Annotated in this window: 23 protein-coding genes and 1 tRNA gene; 13 read left to right on the top strand and 11 right to left on the bottom strand. The window is 35.5% G+C overall.

The window, feature by feature from the left end; all coding sequences use genetic code 11:
* Positions 1 to 41: 41 nt before the first annotated feature.
* Positions 42 to 863 carry a manganese catalase gene (locus JR050_RS11040; RefSeq protein ID WP_204203552.1) on the bottom strand — a complete coding sequence of 274 codons (822 nt, stop codon included), beginning with the start codon at positions 861 to 863 and terminating at the stop codon, positions 42 to 44.
* 116 nt (positions 864 to 979) lie between these two features.
* Here JR050_RS11040 and JR050_RS11035 point away from each other — a divergent pair, with 116 nt between their 5' ends.
* From JR050_RS11035 to JR050_RS11015, 5 genes are all read left to right on the top strand, one after another.
* Positions 980 to 1,678, top strand: coding sequence for a YetF domain-containing protein (locus JR050_RS11035; protein WP_204203551.1), 699 nt, complete (start codon positions 980 to 982; stop codon positions 1,676 to 1,678).
* Positions 1,679 to 1,974: 296 nt separating this feature from the next.
* A complete protein-coding gene (locus JR050_RS11030) occupies positions 1,975 to 2,832 on the top strand; it encodes a hypothetical protein (protein ID WP_204203550.1) in 858 nt (285 codons plus the stop codon).
* A 13-nt stretch (positions 2,833 to 2,845) separates the two neighbouring features.
* On the top strand, positions 2,846 to 3,781 hold the full coding sequence (locus JR050_RS20690; RefSeq protein WP_204203549.1) for a CPBP family glutamic-type intramembrane protease: 936 nt from the start codon (positions 2,846 to 2,848) through the stop codon (positions 3,779 to 3,781).
* Between the two features lie 540 nt (positions 3,782 to 4,321).
* Entirely contained in the window at positions 4,322 to 4,654 is a 333-nt protein-coding gene (locus JR050_RS11020) for a DUF1360 domain-containing protein (RefSeq protein ID WP_204203669.1), read from the top strand.
* A 412-nt stretch (positions 4,655 to 5,066) separates the two neighbouring features.
* A complete protein-coding gene (locus tag JR050_RS11015; RefSeq protein ID WP_204203548.1) occupies positions 5,067 to 5,417 on the top strand; it encodes a cupin domain-containing protein in 351 nt (116 codons plus the stop codon).
* Between the two features lie 40 nt (positions 5,418 to 5,457).
* On the opposite strand, the gene asnA is transcribed toward JR050_RS11015, so the two are convergent.
* From asnA to JR050_RS20545, 3 genes are all read right to left on the bottom strand, one after another.
* Positions 5,458 to 6,471, bottom strand: a complete 1,014-nt coding sequence (gene asnA / locus JR050_RS11010) for an aspartate--ammonia ligase (RefSeq protein ID WP_204203547.1) — start codon at positions 6,469 to 6,471, stop codon at positions 5,458 to 5,460.
* A gap of 423 nt (positions 6,472 to 6,894) precedes the next feature.
* Entirely contained in the window at positions 6,895 to 8,259 is a 1,365-nt protein-coding gene (locus JR050_RS11005; RefSeq protein WP_204203546.1) for an amino acid permease, read from the bottom strand.
* A gap of 30 nt (positions 8,260 to 8,289) precedes the next feature.
* On the bottom strand, positions 8,290 to 8,412 hold the full coding sequence (locus tag JR050_RS20545) for a hypothetical protein (RefSeq protein ID WP_283244069.1): 123 nt from the start codon (positions 8,410 to 8,412) through the stop codon (positions 8,290 to 8,292).
* A 213-nt stretch (positions 8,413 to 8,625) separates the two neighbouring features.
* Between JR050_RS20545 and JR050_RS11000 the strand changes: the two genes are divergently transcribed.
* From JR050_RS11000 to JR050_RS10980, 5 genes are all read left to right on the top strand, one after another.
* Entirely contained in the window at positions 8,626 to 9,090 is a 465-nt protein-coding gene (locus JR050_RS11000; RefSeq protein ID WP_204203545.1) for a hypothetical protein, read from the top strand.
* 15 nt (positions 9,091 to 9,105) lie between these two features.
* Positions 9,106 to 9,579: a stage V sporulation protein AC gene (gene spoVAC / locus JR050_RS10995; protein WP_204203544.1), complete on the top strand. Its 474-nt coding sequence runs from the start codon at positions 9,106 to 9,108 to the stop codon at positions 9,577 to 9,579.
* Position 9,580: 1 nt separating this feature from the next.
* A complete protein-coding gene (spoVAD, locus tag JR050_RS10990) occupies positions 9,581 to 10,594 on the top strand; it encodes a stage V sporulation protein AD (RefSeq protein WP_204203543.1) in 1,014 nt (337 codons plus the stop codon).
* Positions 10,594 to 10,950 carry a stage V sporulation protein AE gene (gene spoVAE, locus JR050_RS10985; RefSeq protein WP_204203542.1) on the top strand — a complete coding sequence of 119 codons (357 nt, stop codon included), beginning with the start codon at positions 10,594 to 10,596 and terminating at the stop codon, positions 10,948 to 10,950. Before spoVAD ends, spoVAE begins: the two co-directional genes overlap by 1 nt.
* 571 nt (positions 10,951 to 11,521) lie before the next feature.
* Positions 11,522 to 11,800 carry a hypothetical protein gene (locus JR050_RS10980; protein WP_204203541.1) on the top strand — a complete coding sequence of 93 codons (279 nt, stop codon included), beginning with the start codon at positions 11,522 to 11,524 and terminating at the stop codon, positions 11,798 to 11,800.
* 20 nt (positions 11,801 to 11,820) lie between these two features.
* Here the strand turns inward: JR050_RS10980 and JR050_RS10975 are convergent, their stop codons facing one another.
* The 7 genes from JR050_RS10975 to JR050_RS10945 form a co-directional block, all read right to left on the bottom strand.
* Complete coding sequence (locus JR050_RS10975) at positions 11,821 to 12,495, bottom strand: DUF421 domain-containing protein (RefSeq protein WP_430392877.1); 675 nt, start codon at positions 12,493 to 12,495, stop codon at positions 11,821 to 11,823.
* Positions 12,496 to 12,605: 110 nt separating this feature from the next.
* Positions 12,606 to 13,040: a GNAT family N-acetyltransferase gene (locus JR050_RS10970; RefSeq protein ID WP_204203539.1), complete on the bottom strand. Its 435-nt coding sequence runs from the start codon at positions 13,038 to 13,040 to the stop codon at positions 12,606 to 12,608.
* Between the two features lie 3 nt (positions 13,041 to 13,043).
* Positions 13,044 to 13,559, bottom strand: coding sequence for a YjcG family protein (locus JR050_RS10965; RefSeq protein ID WP_204203538.1), 516 nt, complete (start codon positions 13,557 to 13,559; stop codon positions 13,044 to 13,046).
* Between the two features lie 90 nt (positions 13,560 to 13,649).
* Positions 13,650 to 14,378 (bottom strand): alpha/beta hydrolase, encoded by a 729-nt coding sequence (locus JR050_RS10960; protein WP_204203537.1) that lies wholly within the window; start codon positions 14,376 to 14,378, stop codon positions 13,650 to 13,652.
* 94 nt (positions 14,379 to 14,472) lie between these two features.
* Positions 14,473 to 14,964 (bottom strand): metallophosphoesterase family protein, encoded by a 492-nt coding sequence (locus tag JR050_RS10955; RefSeq protein WP_204203536.1) that lies wholly within the window; start codon positions 14,962 to 14,964, stop codon positions 14,473 to 14,475.
* Positions 14,961 to 15,278 (bottom strand): hypothetical protein, encoded by a 318-nt coding sequence (locus JR050_RS10950; RefSeq protein WP_204203535.1) that lies wholly within the window; start codon positions 15,276 to 15,278, stop codon positions 14,961 to 14,963. Before JR050_RS10950 ends, JR050_RS10955 begins: the two co-directional genes overlap by 4 nt.
* Positions 15,279 to 15,331: 53 nt before the next feature.
* Positions 15,332 to 15,583 (bottom strand): hypothetical protein, encoded by a 252-nt coding sequence (locus JR050_RS10945; RefSeq protein ID WP_204203534.1) that lies wholly within the window; start codon positions 15,581 to 15,583, stop codon positions 15,332 to 15,334.
* 475 nt (positions 15,584 to 16,058) lie between these two features.
* On the opposite strand from JR050_RS10945, the gene JR050_RS10940 reads away from it, so the two are divergent.
* The 3 genes from JR050_RS10940 (at position 16,059) to JR050_RS10930 (ending at position 17,555) form a co-directional block, all read left to right on the top strand.
* Positions 16,059 to 16,130: transfer RNA gene (locus JR050_RS10940), tRNA-Val, on the top strand.
* Between the two features lie 163 nt (positions 16,131 to 16,293).
* A complete protein-coding gene (locus JR050_RS10935) occupies positions 16,294 to 16,869 on the top strand; it encodes a sigma-70 family RNA polymerase sigma factor (protein ID WP_204203533.1) in 576 nt (191 codons plus the stop codon).
* Positions 16,866 to 17,555 (top strand): DUF3600 domain-containing protein, encoded by a 690-nt coding sequence (locus JR050_RS10930; RefSeq protein WP_239454288.1) that lies wholly within the window; start codon positions 16,866 to 16,868, stop codon positions 17,553 to 17,555. Before JR050_RS10935 ends, JR050_RS10930 begins: the two co-directional genes overlap by 4 nt.
* Positions 17,556 to 17,672 lie beyond the last annotated feature (117 nt).

The following is a 17,672-nucleotide window of genomic DNA, read 5'->3' as shown; positions in this document are numbered from 1 at the left end:
CCTAAAAACGACTCTTTTCAAATGAGAAGAGTCGTATTATTTTACTTAAAAGGTGGTGTTCCGTGAATATATCCTGGAGCTGGTTGCAACATTGGGGCTTGTCCTGTTGCAACTGGGTTTGCCACATAATCAAACTGAGATTTTCCATCAGGAGTTGGTCCAGAAGCCCATCTTCCTGATTTGCTTTCTGTACCTTCAGAGCAACTCATGAATTTATTCGCAACATCTGTTAATTCATATTCACGATTAAAGGTACTAGGAACGATTACTCCTTCTTTTTCCTCTAACTCTGCAATGGCAGCAATCCACTGATTTTGGTGCATGGTATCTCTGGCAATTAAGAATGAAAGCATATCACGAACTCCAGGATCGTCTGTCATTTCATATAAACGGACAACTTGAAGTCTTCCTTGGGATTCTGCATTTAAATTCGCTCTAAAATCTGCTAATAAATTTCCACTTGCAATTGTATATCGAGCATTCCAAGGGTAACCTACGCTATCGTTCGGACTTGCACCTAATCCGTTTACGATTGCGTGCTGAGGATTCATGCCACCCATCACACTTGCAATAATAGGATCTTTTGTAGCTTGCTCTTGTTCTTCAACAGGTGCTTTATCTAGTAACTGTGCAATCATAGTTGCTAACATTTCTACATGTGAAATTTCTTCTGTACCGATATCAAGAAGCATATCACGATACTTTTGTTCAGCTCGACAGTTCCAACCTTGAAATAAATACTGCATCATTACTGAGATTTCTCCAAATTGGCCACCTAATACTTCTTGTAATTTCTTCGCATAGACAGGATCAGGTTTGCTTGGCTTTGCTCTGTACTGTGTTTCTTTTACATGAAAAAACAAATGACGCACCTCCTAATGTAATTCTTGTGTATTTTTCCAAATGACGGATAAATTATTCGACTAACGAATTATATTTATACCAGTAATTGGGATAATACGTATAGGGAGGTATGCAAATGAATGTTACTGAACTATTACTTCGAATGACACTTTCATTCCTTGTTTTATTAACTCTAACAAGAATAATGGGTAGACAAGAAATTAGCCAGAATACTTTTTTTAATTTTGTATCTGCTATTACCATCGGGACAATTGGGGGTTCGCTTGTTATTAATCAGAATCTTAGTAAGAGTAACGGTGTAATTGCGTTAGTAGGGTGGACAATTTTTACATTGGTAATGGAGTTTATCGATCTTAAATCGAAAAAGGCAAGAGATTTAATAGAAGGTCAACCTGTTATTGTCATTAAAGAAGGGCAAATTTTGGAGAAACAAATGAAGAAAACACGATTAGATGTTAATACTCTAAATGCGATGCTTCGAGAGAAAAGTATCTTTTCACTAGCAGAAGTGAACTATGCAATATTTGAGACAGACGGAAAGCTTTCGGTATTAAAGAAGGATGAAAAGCAGCCAATGACTCAAGGGGATTTAAAAGGAACCGTTGAAAAGCAAAAACAAATACCAATACCAACATCAGTAATCGAAGATGGGCAGTTTTCTAAACAAAATCTACAAAAGTTAAATCTTAATGAAGAATGGGTCATACAAAGGCTTTCTGAACAAGGTATCGAATCGATTTCAGAAGTGTTTTATGCGAAAATTCAACAAGATGGATCATTATACATAGATAAACGACATGACGTTTTACACTAAAAAGGGAATGCCTCATTTATAAGGCATTCCCTACTTTTTATTCCTCGTCTTGAATTTCACCATCACCGACTTCATCTTCACCAGGTGCATCATCACATGCTACTACTGAAGTCATTAAAAAAGCTGCTAATAATATATAAAGTAATTTTTTCATTTGTTCTCCTCCTAATAAGTTATAGCTATAGTTTGCGTAGGAGTTCGTTAATTATTCCTCTTTTTTTTCGTCAGCAGATAGTAAAAATATATTATAATGAATACCATCTAGTATGATGTTTTTTAGTTAGGAGAGGGAATGATTGAGAGATAGGTGGAAATGGATTTTTAGTATACTGATTTTTGTATTGATGATAAATGGGACTGGAATTTTTCTTATTCATGGTTTCGGGGAAGTTGTCACAAAGGAAGAGACAGAAAGTACGTTAATCGTTAATGATATAACCATTACGATCAAAAATTTCGGAGACTATCCAGCCAACCTTGTGGAAGAGGTACGTAATGAAGTTGAGATAGCAACAAAATCGGTACTTGAGGTGACTAAGGGGAAACTTATACCGAAGAGCAATGTAGCTATTAGTCTAATTTCGTCTAATGAAGACAGTAAAATAGTACCTTCTTATTATAGTTCAGTCATTTTTGATCCTGATACGATTTGGTTAGAAGAATGGAATTTTGAAGAGATGATGCTTTACTCTTTATTTCCTCAAAATGAAGATGTAGCACCATTCACAACGATAGGTCTAGGACAATATTTATATTACTCCCCTCATAAAGGAGAGATTTTTGATCCAAATGAAATGTGGGTTTTACACAAAAATAAACAACAGACGTTACAGTTTGAAGGTCTACTCTCTCCAATATTGTTTAAAAGTTCCGTTTTAAACAATCATGGTCCTTCTCGTGAATATCCAAAAGCTGAGGCACATTATTGGAAAATTGCTTCATTCTCTCATTATTTAATTGAAGAGTATGGAATTGATACGTTTGTGGATTTATATGAATCTACAAATATATCAAAAGATGTTGAACAGGTTTATGGGAAGTCTTTCATTGCCTTACAAACAGAATGGGAGCAAAGGATTATACAAATGGAGGAGAACTTCACACCGAAAGTGGTGCAAGATTTAGAGTATCATTATCAATATTTATATGAGTGAATGGGGAGATAAGGTGATACAAAACGTTAAGCTTGAAACATTATCAAAGAAATATATATTGCTTTTACTCCTCGTCACTGTTGGAGCAGAGCTTGTATTGTTTGGATCGCGGCATAGCTATTTTTTTGCTGATTTATACAATTTTATTATGATTGCTTCTATTTTTGTGGCAGCACGCTTGCACCCAATACTGCTAGATGAATCAATACCAAAACGAACAACCAAACAATCTATTTTCCTATTTGTAAAAGTTTTTGTTATATTCAGCACTGTTACGTTTATGATCGACTTATTTAGTAATCAATATCTTCAGGACTTTCATCAAGATTATGAAGAGGGAGTCACAGAGTATACACAGAATTATTCATACTCTAGTGGGTTTAATGACGATTATAATGGATCTGTGGAAGGGGAAGAAGGAATATCCTTTTTAGGCTGGCTTGATTCAGATGGATATTCATTTTTCACAGATATGTTAGCAGGTTTTGAGGAAGTCTCTAGGTTAGCCTATATCCTTTTAGTTGTAGCATTTATGAAAATGTTGTATCCAAGTAGATGGGAAAAAAATCAAACCTGGTTTTTCTGGTTATTTGGGTTATTCATAAGTTCCTTTATGTTTGGAATGGGCCACACATTATCAAATGATCAAACACTTGATGTTTTTATTGGCACGGTTGTATATTATACAAACTTTGGTCTTGTGCTTGGAATACTATTATTATGGACTAGAAGTTTATGGATGCTCATTTTAATTCATGCCCTGCACAATGTACTCACAAGTATATCTTGGTTATATGTTGAAGGTGCACATGTGATTTTTTATTTCATCATGCTTGTTACGTTTGTCACCGTATTTTTCTTAGAGAAATACTTATTTAATACCGGAGATAAAACGATAACCTTAAACAAAGAGAATGAACAGAGTCATGTATCGGAAACTGGAGTTTGAGGCTGGGTCAAAAGTATTTTCGGCGAAGATAAATCCGAACAATCATCTCAAATTCGTTTAATAGGATTTGAATGAGTTCGGATTTTTTTATTTATTTTTTTAGAGACTACGTTTTGTTTTAAGGTATGTTCTAGCTGTTAATTGGAGTGCAAGACGAAGACTCCTGCGGGAGAAGCGAGTTAGGTGAGACCCCGCAGGGAGGAACGACTGAGGAGGCTCACCAACACCCCGCGGAAAGCGAAGTCTTGCACGGAAATTAACAGCTGTATTAAAGGCTATCTAATTTGAAATTGTTCGTCTTTAGAGTATCGTGTTTTAGTTTTGTCCCAACCTCTTTTTTTGTGATTTTTTTCGGTTGCAGCTCCTAGACATATGAGATGCTAGGAGGAAAGTTAATCGAAAAGAAGCTCATTTTTAGAAAATCGCCTTTATAGTTGTAACCGTACCTGTACGAGACGAATACGTTAGTAAAGTAAAATTTCTTATTACTCCAAGAAGAGTAAGGAGTGTGAGTGAAAGGTGTCTCTACTACTTTTTATCATGTTTTGTTTAGCAAGCTTTCGTTTAACAAGATTAATTGTCTTTGATGAAATTACCTCAATCATTAGACGTCCATTTCATGAAGAAGTTGTTGAAACAGATGAGGACGGTATGACGAATACTTATTTAGTTATTAAAGGGAATGGTTTGAGGAAATGGTTTGGGGAGCTTATTAGCTGTTATTGGTGTACGGGCATATGGTCATCGGCAATCTTGTATGGAGGATGGAGTATTTGGCCGACTGTAATGGAGACGGTCATGATCATTTTAGCGATTGCAGGAGCTGCTTCTATTATTGAGACAATCGTTTTAAGAATTATAGATAATGAGTAATGTGTTATCGCCTCTTTTTTTATGGACGAGAACGAATGAAGGTTTACTTTCATAGTATATATTACGTGAATTTAGATGATAGGAGGGAGATAAAAATGAAGAAAAACACCTCCGAAAAGAGTAAACAACAAAACACAGACAAAGTCGTGAAAAAGAAAAAAAGAGGCTGCGGCTGTGGACGTAAAAAAAGAAATTCATAAGTTTTTTCTACCACAGTGTATACACTGTGGTGTATTTGCGTTATTACATAACTAATACGTTGATGATTAAACTTATAACAAAGAGTGGGATCTACTTCTAGGATAGTTCCCCCTTATTAATATTTTACCATTATATGTATACAATTAGTAGACTGTTAGTTTCAAAAATATCAAGTTATACTGTGTTTACTATATATATTGAGGTGAAGACGGTGGAACTATATAAATTTTCAAAAGAGGTTGGCAAGGAAATTGGTGCATTTGGATCAAATTTTGTAATGTCTAGAATTAGTCAAGGTGAGGGTAACTTCCATATTGGATGTATGTATTTTGATCAAAATGATTTTGTAGGTAGACATGATGCGGTTACACCGCAACTTTTTGTTGTCGTTGAAGGAGAAGGGTGGGTAAGTGGTGCAAACGGAGAAAAGCTACCTATTAGAGCTGGAGAAGCGGCGTTATGGCATAAAGGTGAGAGCCATGAAGCAGGTAGTGAAACGAATATGATAGCAATTGTTATTGAATCAGAAAACTTAAATGCTTCGATAATGGGAAGGTTATAGTGAACCCCCCGGTTTCTACTTATACCGGGGGATATTTTTATCATAAAAGTTGAATGTTTTTTCTCTTACAATCACTTATCACTTCTTCATTCCATACAGATGCTTGAACTTCACCAATGTGTAGTTTCTTTAGTAGGAACATACATAGTCTTGATTGTCCAATGCCACCACCGATAGAGAGTGGTAATTTCTCAGAGAAGATGGATTGATGATACTCGAGTTTCAGTCGATCCTCACAGTTTTCTAATAGTAATTGTTTAACAAGTGAATCTTTGTCTACACGGATACCCATCGATGATACCTCAAATGCTCTCTCAAGTACTTCGGACCAAAGAACAATATCTCCGTTTAGCATCCAATCATCATAATCAGGAGAGCGTCCATCATGCTTTTTACCAGAAGGTAGGATACAACCAATCTGCATAATAAATACAGCTCCGTAAATTTTAGCAATTTCATTTTCTCTTTCTTTTGGTGTTAAGTCTGGATACATTTCTTCAAGTTGGAAAGTGGTAATAAAGCCAATATTGTTCGGAAGAGATGCCTTTATATTCGGATATTCAGCTTCAATGAACTCTTCTGTACTTTTTATTGCGCTATAAATTTTCTTAACTTCACTTTTTAATTTTTCTAAATTTCTTTCCTCCTGCTCAATTACTTTTTCCCAATCCCATTGATCTACATAAATAGAATGAAGCTCATCTAACTCTTCATCTCTTCTAATTGCATTCATATTTGTATAAAGTCCTTCGTCACTTTTAAAGCCATACTTTAACAAGGCAGTTCTTTTCCACTTTGCTAAGGATTGGACAATCTCAATATTGTTATGTTTAATTTGGGCTGCATTGAATGAAACAATTCGTTCAACCCCATTTAAATTATCATTGATTCCATTTCCGTCTTTAACTATTAAAGGTGCAGAAACTTTAATTACATTTAAATTATTTTCTAATTCCTTTTCAAAGTGCTCCTTTAATTTCTTCATTGCAATTTCTGTTTCTAAAAGGTTCAAAAAGGATACATATTCTCGATATTGTGTATTCACTTTTGCCATTCTTTGTTGCCCTCCCGTTTTTGGAAAAAACATTCCAATCTTTTTTACATGAGTTTATTGAAACTAGTTTCCATTTTATGTAGAAGGGCATGGGTTGTTGACTGAAAATTTTGATTAAAGTCAAGTGAATCAATTTCTTATGTAATAGGCTCTGTTAAACAATAATGTTGATCTCCGTGGAAGGCACTCGCTTTCCACGGGCGGGCGGTGAGCCTCCTCGTCGCTAAGCTCCTGTGGGATCTCACCTGCCTGAGCTGCTCCCGCAGGAGTCTCGCACCTTCCACTACAATCAACATATAATTAAAATTCAACACTCTACTTTAACAGAGCCAGGTAATAAAGAATACATCCCACATAAAGAAGAGGTAATGGGAAAGGGCAGCCATCATAAAAAGCGATTAGGATCCTAACCGCTTAAAGGGATTACGTATGCTTTAATTCTTTTTTCCAAACTCTTGTCATAATGAAGGTGACAATGCCTATAATGGCAACAAGTAAGATACTTAAAAAGAAACCCATCCGAATACTCTTTTCAAATATAACACCTGTTACGGCTGCCACTAACAAAAGTAGACCGAAAATAGAGACAGACTTGTCCTTTATATGCATCTCAAGTATTTTCATAGAAGAAAGGATAATAAATCCCCAATTATACATTTGTAAAATTCCAGCAGCAGTTGTGATGTATTCGTATAGTTTGCCGGGAAGAAGTAAGGCAGCAATGATCGAACCTGCAAGACCAAGAGTTGCCAAACCTAATGATGCAAGAGGAAGTTCTTTCCATTTTAGTTTCTTCTCAAAAAGAGCTGGTGCATCTTTACTCTTTGCTAATGTGACTAGTAAGTTTGTTACAGCGAATAATGAAGCCGTCATCGTTGAAAATCCAGCTGTGATGATGGCGGCATTGAATACATGTGGGAAAAAGGACAATTTGTATTCTTTAAGAGCAGTGACAAAGGGACTTTCTTTCTCGCTTATTGCATCATAAGAAACCATGCTTATTGCTAGTACCATTGAAATAACATAAATGATCGTCAATACAATGAGCATCACTTGCCCAGATTTTGGTGCATCCTCTTGATTTTTCAACTGCATTGACATTAATCCAATTGTTTCAATACCACCATAGGCATAAAAGGCGTAAATGAGAGAGGACCAAAATGCCCGATACCCTTCTGGGAAAATTTTATCAACTGTTGTAGGAATACCTGGTTGATTATCAGGACCACCTGGTATCCAGCCTAACAAAGCTGCCCCAGCTAAAATAATGAACATTAATATCGCAGCTGTTTTTGTAACTGCCAGTATATTCTCAACTTTATCAAAACCTTTTGTGCCTAGTATGACAACAAATATTGATAATATGGCATAGATAGCTGCAAATATCCATAACGGGACTTTTGGAAACCAAAATCTCGATAGAATCGATAAAGCAGTTAATTGACTTCCCATAATCAAAATCTTTGAACTCCAATAATTCCATCCACATCCAAAGCCTGCCCAGCGACCAAATGCTTTGCCAGCGTAATAACAAAAGGATCCTTCCTGAGGATCTTCAGCCGTCATTTGAGCGAGGAAGTGGAAGACAACATAAGTTCCCAATGATGCAAGAATGAATGATATGACAATGGATGGTCCCGTAATTTTAATTCCTATACTAGAACCAAGAAAATAACCTGTCCCTATTGTACATCCAATGCCAATTAAAGATAATTGCCACCAAGCTAAATCTCCCTTTTCTTTTCCACCTTGATTACCAGTTGGTTGGCTGCAGCTTGGCTGACTCATGATGCTCCTCCTTTAAATTTATCCCAATTATTAAAGTTTCTTTTCTCCAGTATTTGTACGGGCCATCTCAGTTCTCTTATCCTTCTCTGAACCATAATGAAAGTTCGTTAGCTTTCCTGTATCTTCGGGTTGAGATGTATTGTTTTTCTTCACTTGTAAAAACCTCCTTTTTCTTTCGTAATCTTTGTTATTTTCCGAGTTAATATTCCAAATTCATAGGGGAAAAATATACTTTGTTCTGCTTTCCTTGAAATATAAAGAAATTCCTTATATTGGTATTGTTGTATTGTCATAAAACGGAAAAATCTTCACAACCTAAAAGAAGAATGGGGAATGAAAAAAGAATATAGAAGAAGGATGATTACAATGATTCGATTTTTAATTTTAGTTGCATTTATTGTAAACCTAACAGCTTGTACAGATGCCACTCAGCCAGATAATAAAGAAAGCGAAAGCACGCCCACTAATGTTTCTATGAGAAAAAATAAAGAAATGAGTTTAACGAATAATGCAATTGCTAAGAAGGCTAAGCAAAAAATAATCAAGTACGATGAGATAAATCAAGTCATTGCGATTCATAATGATATGGAATTAATTGTTGGTTTCAACGTGAAAAAATTACAAGAATTTAATGTGAAAGAAATTGAAGGTCGAGTCAAGAAGGATTTAGAAAAGGAATTTAATAATGAATTAATTACGGTTTCACATGATAGAAAAATATTAATGGAGCTTGAGAAACTAATTAAGGAGCAAGAGACGCTTTCTGAAAAAGAAATAAAACAAAGAATGCAAGAGATAAAGAGCTTGTCAAAAGAAGTAACTTTATTGTAAAGAGAGGAATGGCTTATGTCAGGTAAAAAACAATTAACTAAAGAGCAACAGGAGTACCAAGACTTTCAAAAAGAAAGAGAATTCAAAAGACCGGTACTAAAAAATTGCTTAAAGGCTTTTTTAGTCGGTGGATTAATCTGTTGTGTCGGACAAGCAATTTCGTTGTTTTATATTACGTTTTTTGATTTTACAGAGATGACTGTCGGTAATCCAACTGTGGCAACGATGATTTTTATTTCCATGCTTCTTACAGGGTTTGGGGTATATGATCATTTGGCTCAGTTCGCAGGAGCGGGAAGTGCAGTTCCTGTAACTGGATTCGGGAATGCAGTTATATCTGCAGCTATTGAACACCGAACAGAAGGATTTGTGCTGGGAGTAGGTGGGAACTTGTTTAAGTTAGCAGGTTCAGTAGTACTGTTTGGAACATTTTCAGCCTTTGTCGTTGCACTAATCAAAACAATAGTACTGAAATTGGGAGGATTGTAGAATGGGGAAAATGAAACGAACATGGTTGTTTGAAAATAAACCCGTTATCCTCTCGTCAGCAGCAATAGGCGGACCTTTTGAAGGGAACGGAAAGTTAGCAGATGACTTTGACCTTATACATGAAGATACATGGTTAGGTGAGGACTCATATGAAAAGGCACACCGAGTCTTATTAGAGGGTGCTGTTACAACTTCTATTCAAAAGGCATCCCTGAAGAAGGAAGATATACAATTTTTATTTGCAGGGGATTTACTTAATCAAATTACTCCGTCTAGTTTTGCAGCAAGGTCTCTTGGAACCCCTTATTTTGGTTTGTTCGGTGCTTGTTCAACATCGATGGAGGGACTTGCATTAGGTAGTTTTGTCATAAATCACGGTGGAGCGGATTACATAGTTACAGCTGCTTCGAGTCATAATTCAGCAGTTGAAAAGCAATTTCGCTACCCTACCGAATACGGAGGACAAAAGCCTCCAACAGCACAGTGGACCGTTACAGGAGCAGGAGCTTGTGTATTAGGACAAAAAGGGGAAGGACCCCGTGTGACATCTGCAACAATAGGAAAGGTAATTGATATGGGATTATCAGACCCTTTCAATATGGGGGGAGCAATGGCTCCCGCAGCTGTCGATACCATTGAAGCCCATTTCAATGAACGAGGAATAGACCCGTCTTATTATGATTTAATTTTAACAGGGGATTTAGGGAAAATTGGAAGGGAAGTAGCATTAGATCTCATGACTGAGCACAAGATCGGAATTAAACAGGAGCAATTCCAAGACTGTGGCTTGTTGATTTATAAGGAAGACCAACCTGTCATGGCAGGAGCGAGTGGAGCTGGATGTTCTGCTAGTGTTCTATATGGCCACTTATTAAATAGGATGCGAAAAGGGGAATTAAAAAGAATTCTAGTAGTGGCAACAGGTGCTTTACTTTCTCCATTATCGTTCCAGCAAAAAGAGTCGATACCTTGTATTGCTCATGCTGTTTCGATTGAAGCCGGAGGTGAAAGCTAATGCTTGCTACATTTTTCTGGGCATTTGTCGTAGGTGGAGCAATCTGTGTCATCGGACAGATTATGATGGATGTATTCAAATTAACACCAGCCCACACGTTAAGTTCACTAGTTGTAGCTGGAGCAATATTAGATGGTTTTGGTCTGTATGAACCACTTATCGCTTTTGCTGGTGCTGGTGCAACCATTCCGATTACAAGCTTCGGAAACTCACTTGTACACGGAGCACTAGAAGAAGCATCAAAGCATGGAATAGTCGGTGTATTGACAGGGATGTTTGAAGTAACAAGCTCAGGTATTTCAGCAGCTATCATCTTCGCATTCATTGGAGCATTAATTTTCAAACCAAAAGGATAACCAGCAACACTTTAACCCATTAACGCATTGGGGGCCTGTCCCCCAATGCGTTAATGGGTTAAAGTGTCTTTTTTAAAATGTTAAATCCACATTTGTCCTAGGACTCTTGTCCAAACAAAGAGAGTGAAATTTCATATGATAGTAAAGAACAAGGGTCCTTGTTCTAAAGAATAGCTTAACTTTGGGTAGGAATTTAAGCTATCTTCTCATGGTGTCTGGTTCTTTCCTCTTGGTTTACTTTAATGCTTTCTTAAACCCTTCCTAAATGGAAGGGCTTTTTTATTCTCTTTAACACAGTAAAGCAATGGGGGACAGGCCCCCATTGCTTTACTGTGTTAAAGAGTGAAATGTGTCGAACGATTAATAGGGTGTTTGACAAGAATAGACGTTGTATACGGCGGATTTCGTCAAGTTTTTTAAAGTGCTCGTCCTATAATAAATGAGTGAGCAAATCTTAGGACTACTTGCAAAGCCAATGAAACTATTGGTGAGATAGACATAAACTAGTATGAAGCTACGAATAATGTGGTGACAAGAAAATTAGCAAAGAATTAAAAAGGAGGAGGACAAAATGGGATACATATTGCCAATTAATAATTACCAATCACAGCAATATTCAAATAGGACGTCCAATCGTGCAAATTCACCATTTATGTTACCGCCGGTTTTTAAAACTACCATAATTAGAAAAATCAATGATTCTAATCGTGAAAATACTGAATTTGATCAAATGAAGGAGTTCAATATTCCTTCTAATTCACATAATAAGAGTCGTACTAAACCGAAGGTAAACTACGAATTAATATCTGTCATTACAGGAAAAGGCATAAACTTTAATGAATCTATATAATCAAAGAAAGAAGGAGAAGCTTAGTACTTCATAACATGAAGAGCTTCTCCTTCTTTCCATTCTGCAAACAAACAATCTTGAATTCGATTGATGCCTTGTACTTGTAATTGCCCTCTAAGCCAATTTTCATCAAAGCCAGCTTCTTTTAAATTATCTTTAACAATCTCTCCGTCTAACACCAAGGCCATTGGAAGGAAAACTTGTTCCTTCTTTAATTGTAAGTCACTTCTGGTTGGAGACGCGGCAGTGGAAGACTTTAAAATACTCACTGTTCCATCAGTTTCTAAAATGGCATATTCTACTTCTTGAATAGAAAAGATATCTTTCTTCCGTAATAGTAGTTGAAGTTGATCAAGATCTAATTTGTTCTTCTTTAATGCTTCATAATTAATTTTCCCCTTGTGAATGATAAGAGAGGGTTTTCCTTCTAATAGAGATCTAGTCTGTTTGAATTTTTGAGTAATCATCTCCGTAATATAGACAAGAGCCCCCCATATAATTACAACGTAAATAATTTGCCAGGGAGATATTTCCTTATCATGTATTGCACCACCCACTAATTCCCCAAGAGCAAGTGCTGAGATGAAGTCAAATGGAGTTAATTGGTTTATTTGTGTTTTACCAAGAATTTTTGTAATTGCCATTAGAGCTACATAACCAATTACTAATTTTATAGCAAGTCCAGTAAAGTCCATATTATTCATCTCCTTTTTAATCGTATCCTTTACTTAGGATGTACCCGAATAATATGAAATATGAGTGAAGTTTCTTGCATAGAAAAAAGACTGTAACATATGTCACAGTCTTAATTCACAGCGTTAATGATTTTAACCATAGTCACGTGCGGAATACCTGCATCCATAAAAATATCGGATACAGTTTCGTAACCAAGTTTCGCATAAAATCCTTCTGCATGCGTTTGTGCGTTTAGCTTTAATTTGCTAAAACCTTGTTTCTCGGCAATAGATTCTAATTGATCCATAACGACTTTTCCAAGTCCATGGCTTCGATGGGAAGAAAGAACGCAAATTCTTTCTAATTTCCCAATCCCTTCATAATCACGTAAGCGTCCTGTTGCAACCGGTTTGTTATCATCATAAACAACTACGTGAGTACAAATATCTTCATATTGGTCAATTTCTTCTTCCTCAGGTACTTGTTGCTCTTCAATAAAAACTTCTCTTCGTACTTTAAGAGCATCTTCAAACTCGGTGTTGTTTGTAACAATTTTAACTTCCAAAGGTTAACATTCCTTTCCTAAATGGAATGTTTCGTAAACGGTCCATGATCCATTTTCTAATTGATATAAAAGCTGGAAACGGTCAACTGTTTCCTGATGCTTCACATCTAACATTTTCAAAGAACTTAACACATCCGAATGTTCATCGTCTGATAAGTTCTGGCCAATTGTAATATGTGGAACGTATGCATACTCACGGTCAATCGGGAAGGGACCTGCATGCATGCGGTTATGAAGTTCCTCTAATTCTGGTGTTGGTTGAACACCAAGGTAAATAACATTATTCACCGGGTGAAAAGAGCTGACTTTATAAACATTTAGTGAAAATGGTTGAACATCTGAAGCAATTCTATGTAGCTCATGAACAATTGATTTAATAGTATCTTCAGACGTCTCAAATCCACTCTTCAATGTCACATGAGGAGGAATTAAAGCATAGCTTGGATCATAACGCTTCCTGTAAGAGTTTGCGAAATCCTGAAGTTTTTTTGACGGAAATAATGCAATTCCATATTTCATTGAGTTAACCCCCTTTAAAATGGATAGTACGGAATTTATCTAGAATACATGATATGTAATATTATACCAAAGAACAACCTTACAAATAAACTAATCGTTTAGTATAAATTGAAGGGCCTGAATTAAATCAGGTTGCCAATAAGTCCAAGTGTGATCACCTTCAAATTCTTCATAAAAAGCTTGAAACCCTCTAGACTTAATGATTTCAGCTAGTTCTCTATTTGGCTTGACGAAATCCTTCACTTGACCATTTGTAGTCTCAACAGCTGTTTCCTTCGTGCCAATTACCTGATAAATTTGCAATAAATGTGGCGAAGAAAACCCCTCAACTTGATCTTTTACATAAGAATTGATAAATGGAGACTGCATAACTACTTTTCCAAATGTGTGTGGATATTGCAGGGCAGTAAGTAATGAGATAGTTCCTCCTAAAGAGTCTCCCATTAATACTCGTCCTCGACCCATTTGGAATGTAGGAAGTGTTTGATCTAAATATGGTATTAATTCATGTGATAAAAAACGTATGTATGCTTTATGTTTTTCGCCGTTAGGATGATATCTACGACGTCTTTCTTCCACTGAAGGATAAGGGATACCAACTATAATCGTATTTGGAATTTCTTTGTTTTGTAGCAGATCCTCGGTCACTCGAGCAATCCGACCTAAATTAAAATAATCTTGACCATCTTGAGTAATGATAAGATGATATTTGTATAGTGTTGAAAAATTTGCAGGTTTATAAATAAGAATTGAAAGGTCCTCACCTAGAGAGGAGCTAGTAAATGTTATTTCTTCAATCGTTCCCTTCTGCTGTTCCATTAGAAATTGCCTCCATCATTTTTTCATTCAAATTACTAATATTGTAACATAGAATCATCTTTCATTCCTTTGGGAGACATTGATTAACTGAGTTTCAATCAAAGAAAATATGCTGAAGTATAATTGTTTCATTAATTTCAATTATTCCAAAAGAAAAATGGGATTGTCTACGTTTATCAGTTGGGGACCCTGGGTTAAAGAGAATAGAATTGTTTACTTTTTTTAGTACAGGAATATGAGAATGACCAAATAAAATGACGTCTACATTTTTGTTTGGAAATGTATTTAGCGCCCTTTCTTCAGTCGTACGTCCTTTTCCTTGATGACCGTGAACTAAACCGAAAGTATACCCTTTTATTTCTATAATTTTATGGTAACCGAGCAGTTCGACTATTTCGTTATTGTCAACATTTCCAGCAACCCCAATAATCGTGGCGTAGCTCTTTAGTTCGTTATAGAGATCAACAGTTTGCCAATCTCCAAGATGAAAAATATAGTCTGATTTCATTAAGTGCTCAATTAAGATACGAGGTAATTGTTTAGCCTTTTTAGGCATATGAGTATCGGAAAGAACAACTACCTTCATGATTGAATTGAGTCAATATTAAATGATTGGAGCAATGTGTGTCCTTGTTCATCAAGTGCCGTGATTGTTAATAAATAAAACTCCTGTTCATCGTTTACAATCATTTGGACGTGGTCATTCCCACCTAAAAACCATGTATCACCATCACGGTCTTGCTTTTCAAAAACTACATCGATATGAAGTTGCATGCCAATATCGTGAAAATATCGGTCGAAAATTAAACCACCGGCATCATTATTTAATTCCATGCTAACCTTTTGGGCATATTGACTTTCTTCAAAAAAGCTCTTTGGAATCTTATACTCCTGTTTCATACGAAAACCCCTCTCAATTGTTTTATTACTAATATGAGAAAAAGTGACAAGGGTTATGTAAGGACGTTGGATTGATTTGATTTTCGTTTTTCATACGCTTCAAGTGTACCTAGTTCTTTATTCAAGAGTTGTTCCATGAGAACTAAGTTGTCTCTATCGATAATTGGATCTGGTTCAGACCAATTGACAATATAGACAAAGTAATAATCCTGTATCTGTCTAAAGATGACAGTGGAATTTGGACAATAATCAAAAATTGCTTTGATGTTGTACTTCTTTGTGTAACCCCATTGTAATAGCAGCATAGTAATCATCACCTATAAGAATGAACTTTACACTATCATAATAAAAATAGAGGGATGTAGATATACTGAATTATTGGAAGTTCGTATCAAAAGATAGAGGATGTTTTACTGAAAGTTGAGTTAGTGTTCTTTGACGGGTATACAGATAAAATATTTTGTAATGAAAACGTTCTGGTTGTTTTACGTAAGGTGCAAAAACCTTGAACAAATTGAGGAGTTACTTTATTTATATAAATTACACGATGAGACAATTCTCCAGATGTTGATTGATAAATGATTTCCGCAGGTTGATTGTTTTGATGCATTTTCATAATAGTAGGATAAAAAGGGTTCATTTTTTTCACCTCAAGGAGATTATAATACGAACATTAGTTCTATTGCAAGTGTTATTTTAGGAATATATGTTCGTATTTAAATTTGATTATTATTGACAAGGTTAGATAATTTAGATATAGTATTCTTACAATTATAAATAGACTTGTTAGCTCAGTGGGAGAGCACAACCTTGACAGGGTTGGGGTCGGGGGTTCAAGTCCCTCACAGGTCATCACAAAGGCACATTCCAATTTGGATATGTGCCTTTTCTATTATCTCTGCTGTGTAACGATCAAAGTTTATATGAAACATTAAAATATAATTATCAAAAAAACGAACGAAATGCTAATTTCTTTCCAATATATAGTGAACAAACAAAAAAAGGAGGGAAGCGTATGAACGAAATTCCAGCAATTCAAGGTCTGATAAAAAGTATTCTTTCTGGAAATAAACAATCATATGAGGAACTGTATGAATACACAATTCATTATGTCTATAAAAACGTTCATTTTCTAATAGACGAAAAAGATGATGTAGATGACATAGTTCAAGATATTTACATAGAGTTATATAAATCATTGAGTAGTTTCGATGGTAGCAAGAAGTTTAAACCATGGCTAACGGGAATTGTCATAAGGCAAGTTCAAGCTTATCGCAGGAAACGATGGATGAGGATTCGTATTGTAAAGAAAGCAGAACAACAGAAACAAGTGATAGGGCTTGATTTTTCTAATGAGATTATTGAAAAAATATCAAATCAGCATGTAATCGATTTAGTTAATCAACTTACCTTTAAGCTGAAACAAGTGATTATTCTACGTTATTTAAACGACTATACGCAAGAAGAAATAGCAAGTATTTTAGATATACCTTTAGGGACAGTTAAATCAAGAATAAATGCTGCTTTGAAAAAGTTGCGCATGAAAGAATCAACTACTAAAATCTGCTTAGAGAAAGTGGGGAATCTATGATGAATTTGACGAATCAATTAAGAGAATCTCTACAAGAAACGGGAAGCAATATACATCCTCCAACTGATTTAAAGAAAAAGGTCATGAACAATTTTGATAATAGAAATAAAAGTAATATAAAAAATAAGCTACTAACAGTAGCATTAGTTGCTACGTTAGTCATTCCGACTAGTGCATTTACTTATCAAACCTATATAGCAGATGATTTCTATGGATCATTCGAAAACATGAAAAAACATTTTGCAAATGTAACGATGGAAAGTTTCTTATTATTAAACGCAAAATTGACTCAAGCTAAAGGTGATTTAGGAAGTGATGAGTTTTCGGAATTCAAGGAACTATTAAATGTCATTACAGAGGCAAAATTAACATACGGGGACCGGTACGGCAATATCAATTATGATGCGATACCGTTAGAAAAAGAAGAGGAATTGAAAGCTACTATGATGGAGATTCAACCGTATTTTGACACATTAAATGGAAATCCTTCTAGTAAAGAAGTTTTAACATCTGAAGAGTACGATACTTATATCGAAGCACTTATGACATTTGAAAAAATAGTTGTCCAAAGTGGATTAAATCCAAGTGAGAGAATCAAAATTGAAGATGTATCAATAGAGCTTCAAGAACCATTCCAAAAAGCGAGAGACTTCATGGAATATGTAAACAACAAGAAGATTCAATGACAAATCATAATTAGTGTTCATGTACCAAGCGTTTTTCATAGTTATAAAGGGCAATTGTGGCCAAACCCGAATTGTTCAGTCAAATAAATTAATAGAGGGATTTAGTCTGGATTCATT

Origin of the sequence: Bacillus suaedaesalsae (assembly GCF_016890225.1) — a bacterium.
GTDB lineage: Bacteria > Bacillota > Bacilli > Bacillales > SA4 > Bacillus_BS > Bacillus_BS suaedaesalsae.
This window is presented reverse-complemented; position numbering and strand designations above follow the sequence as displayed.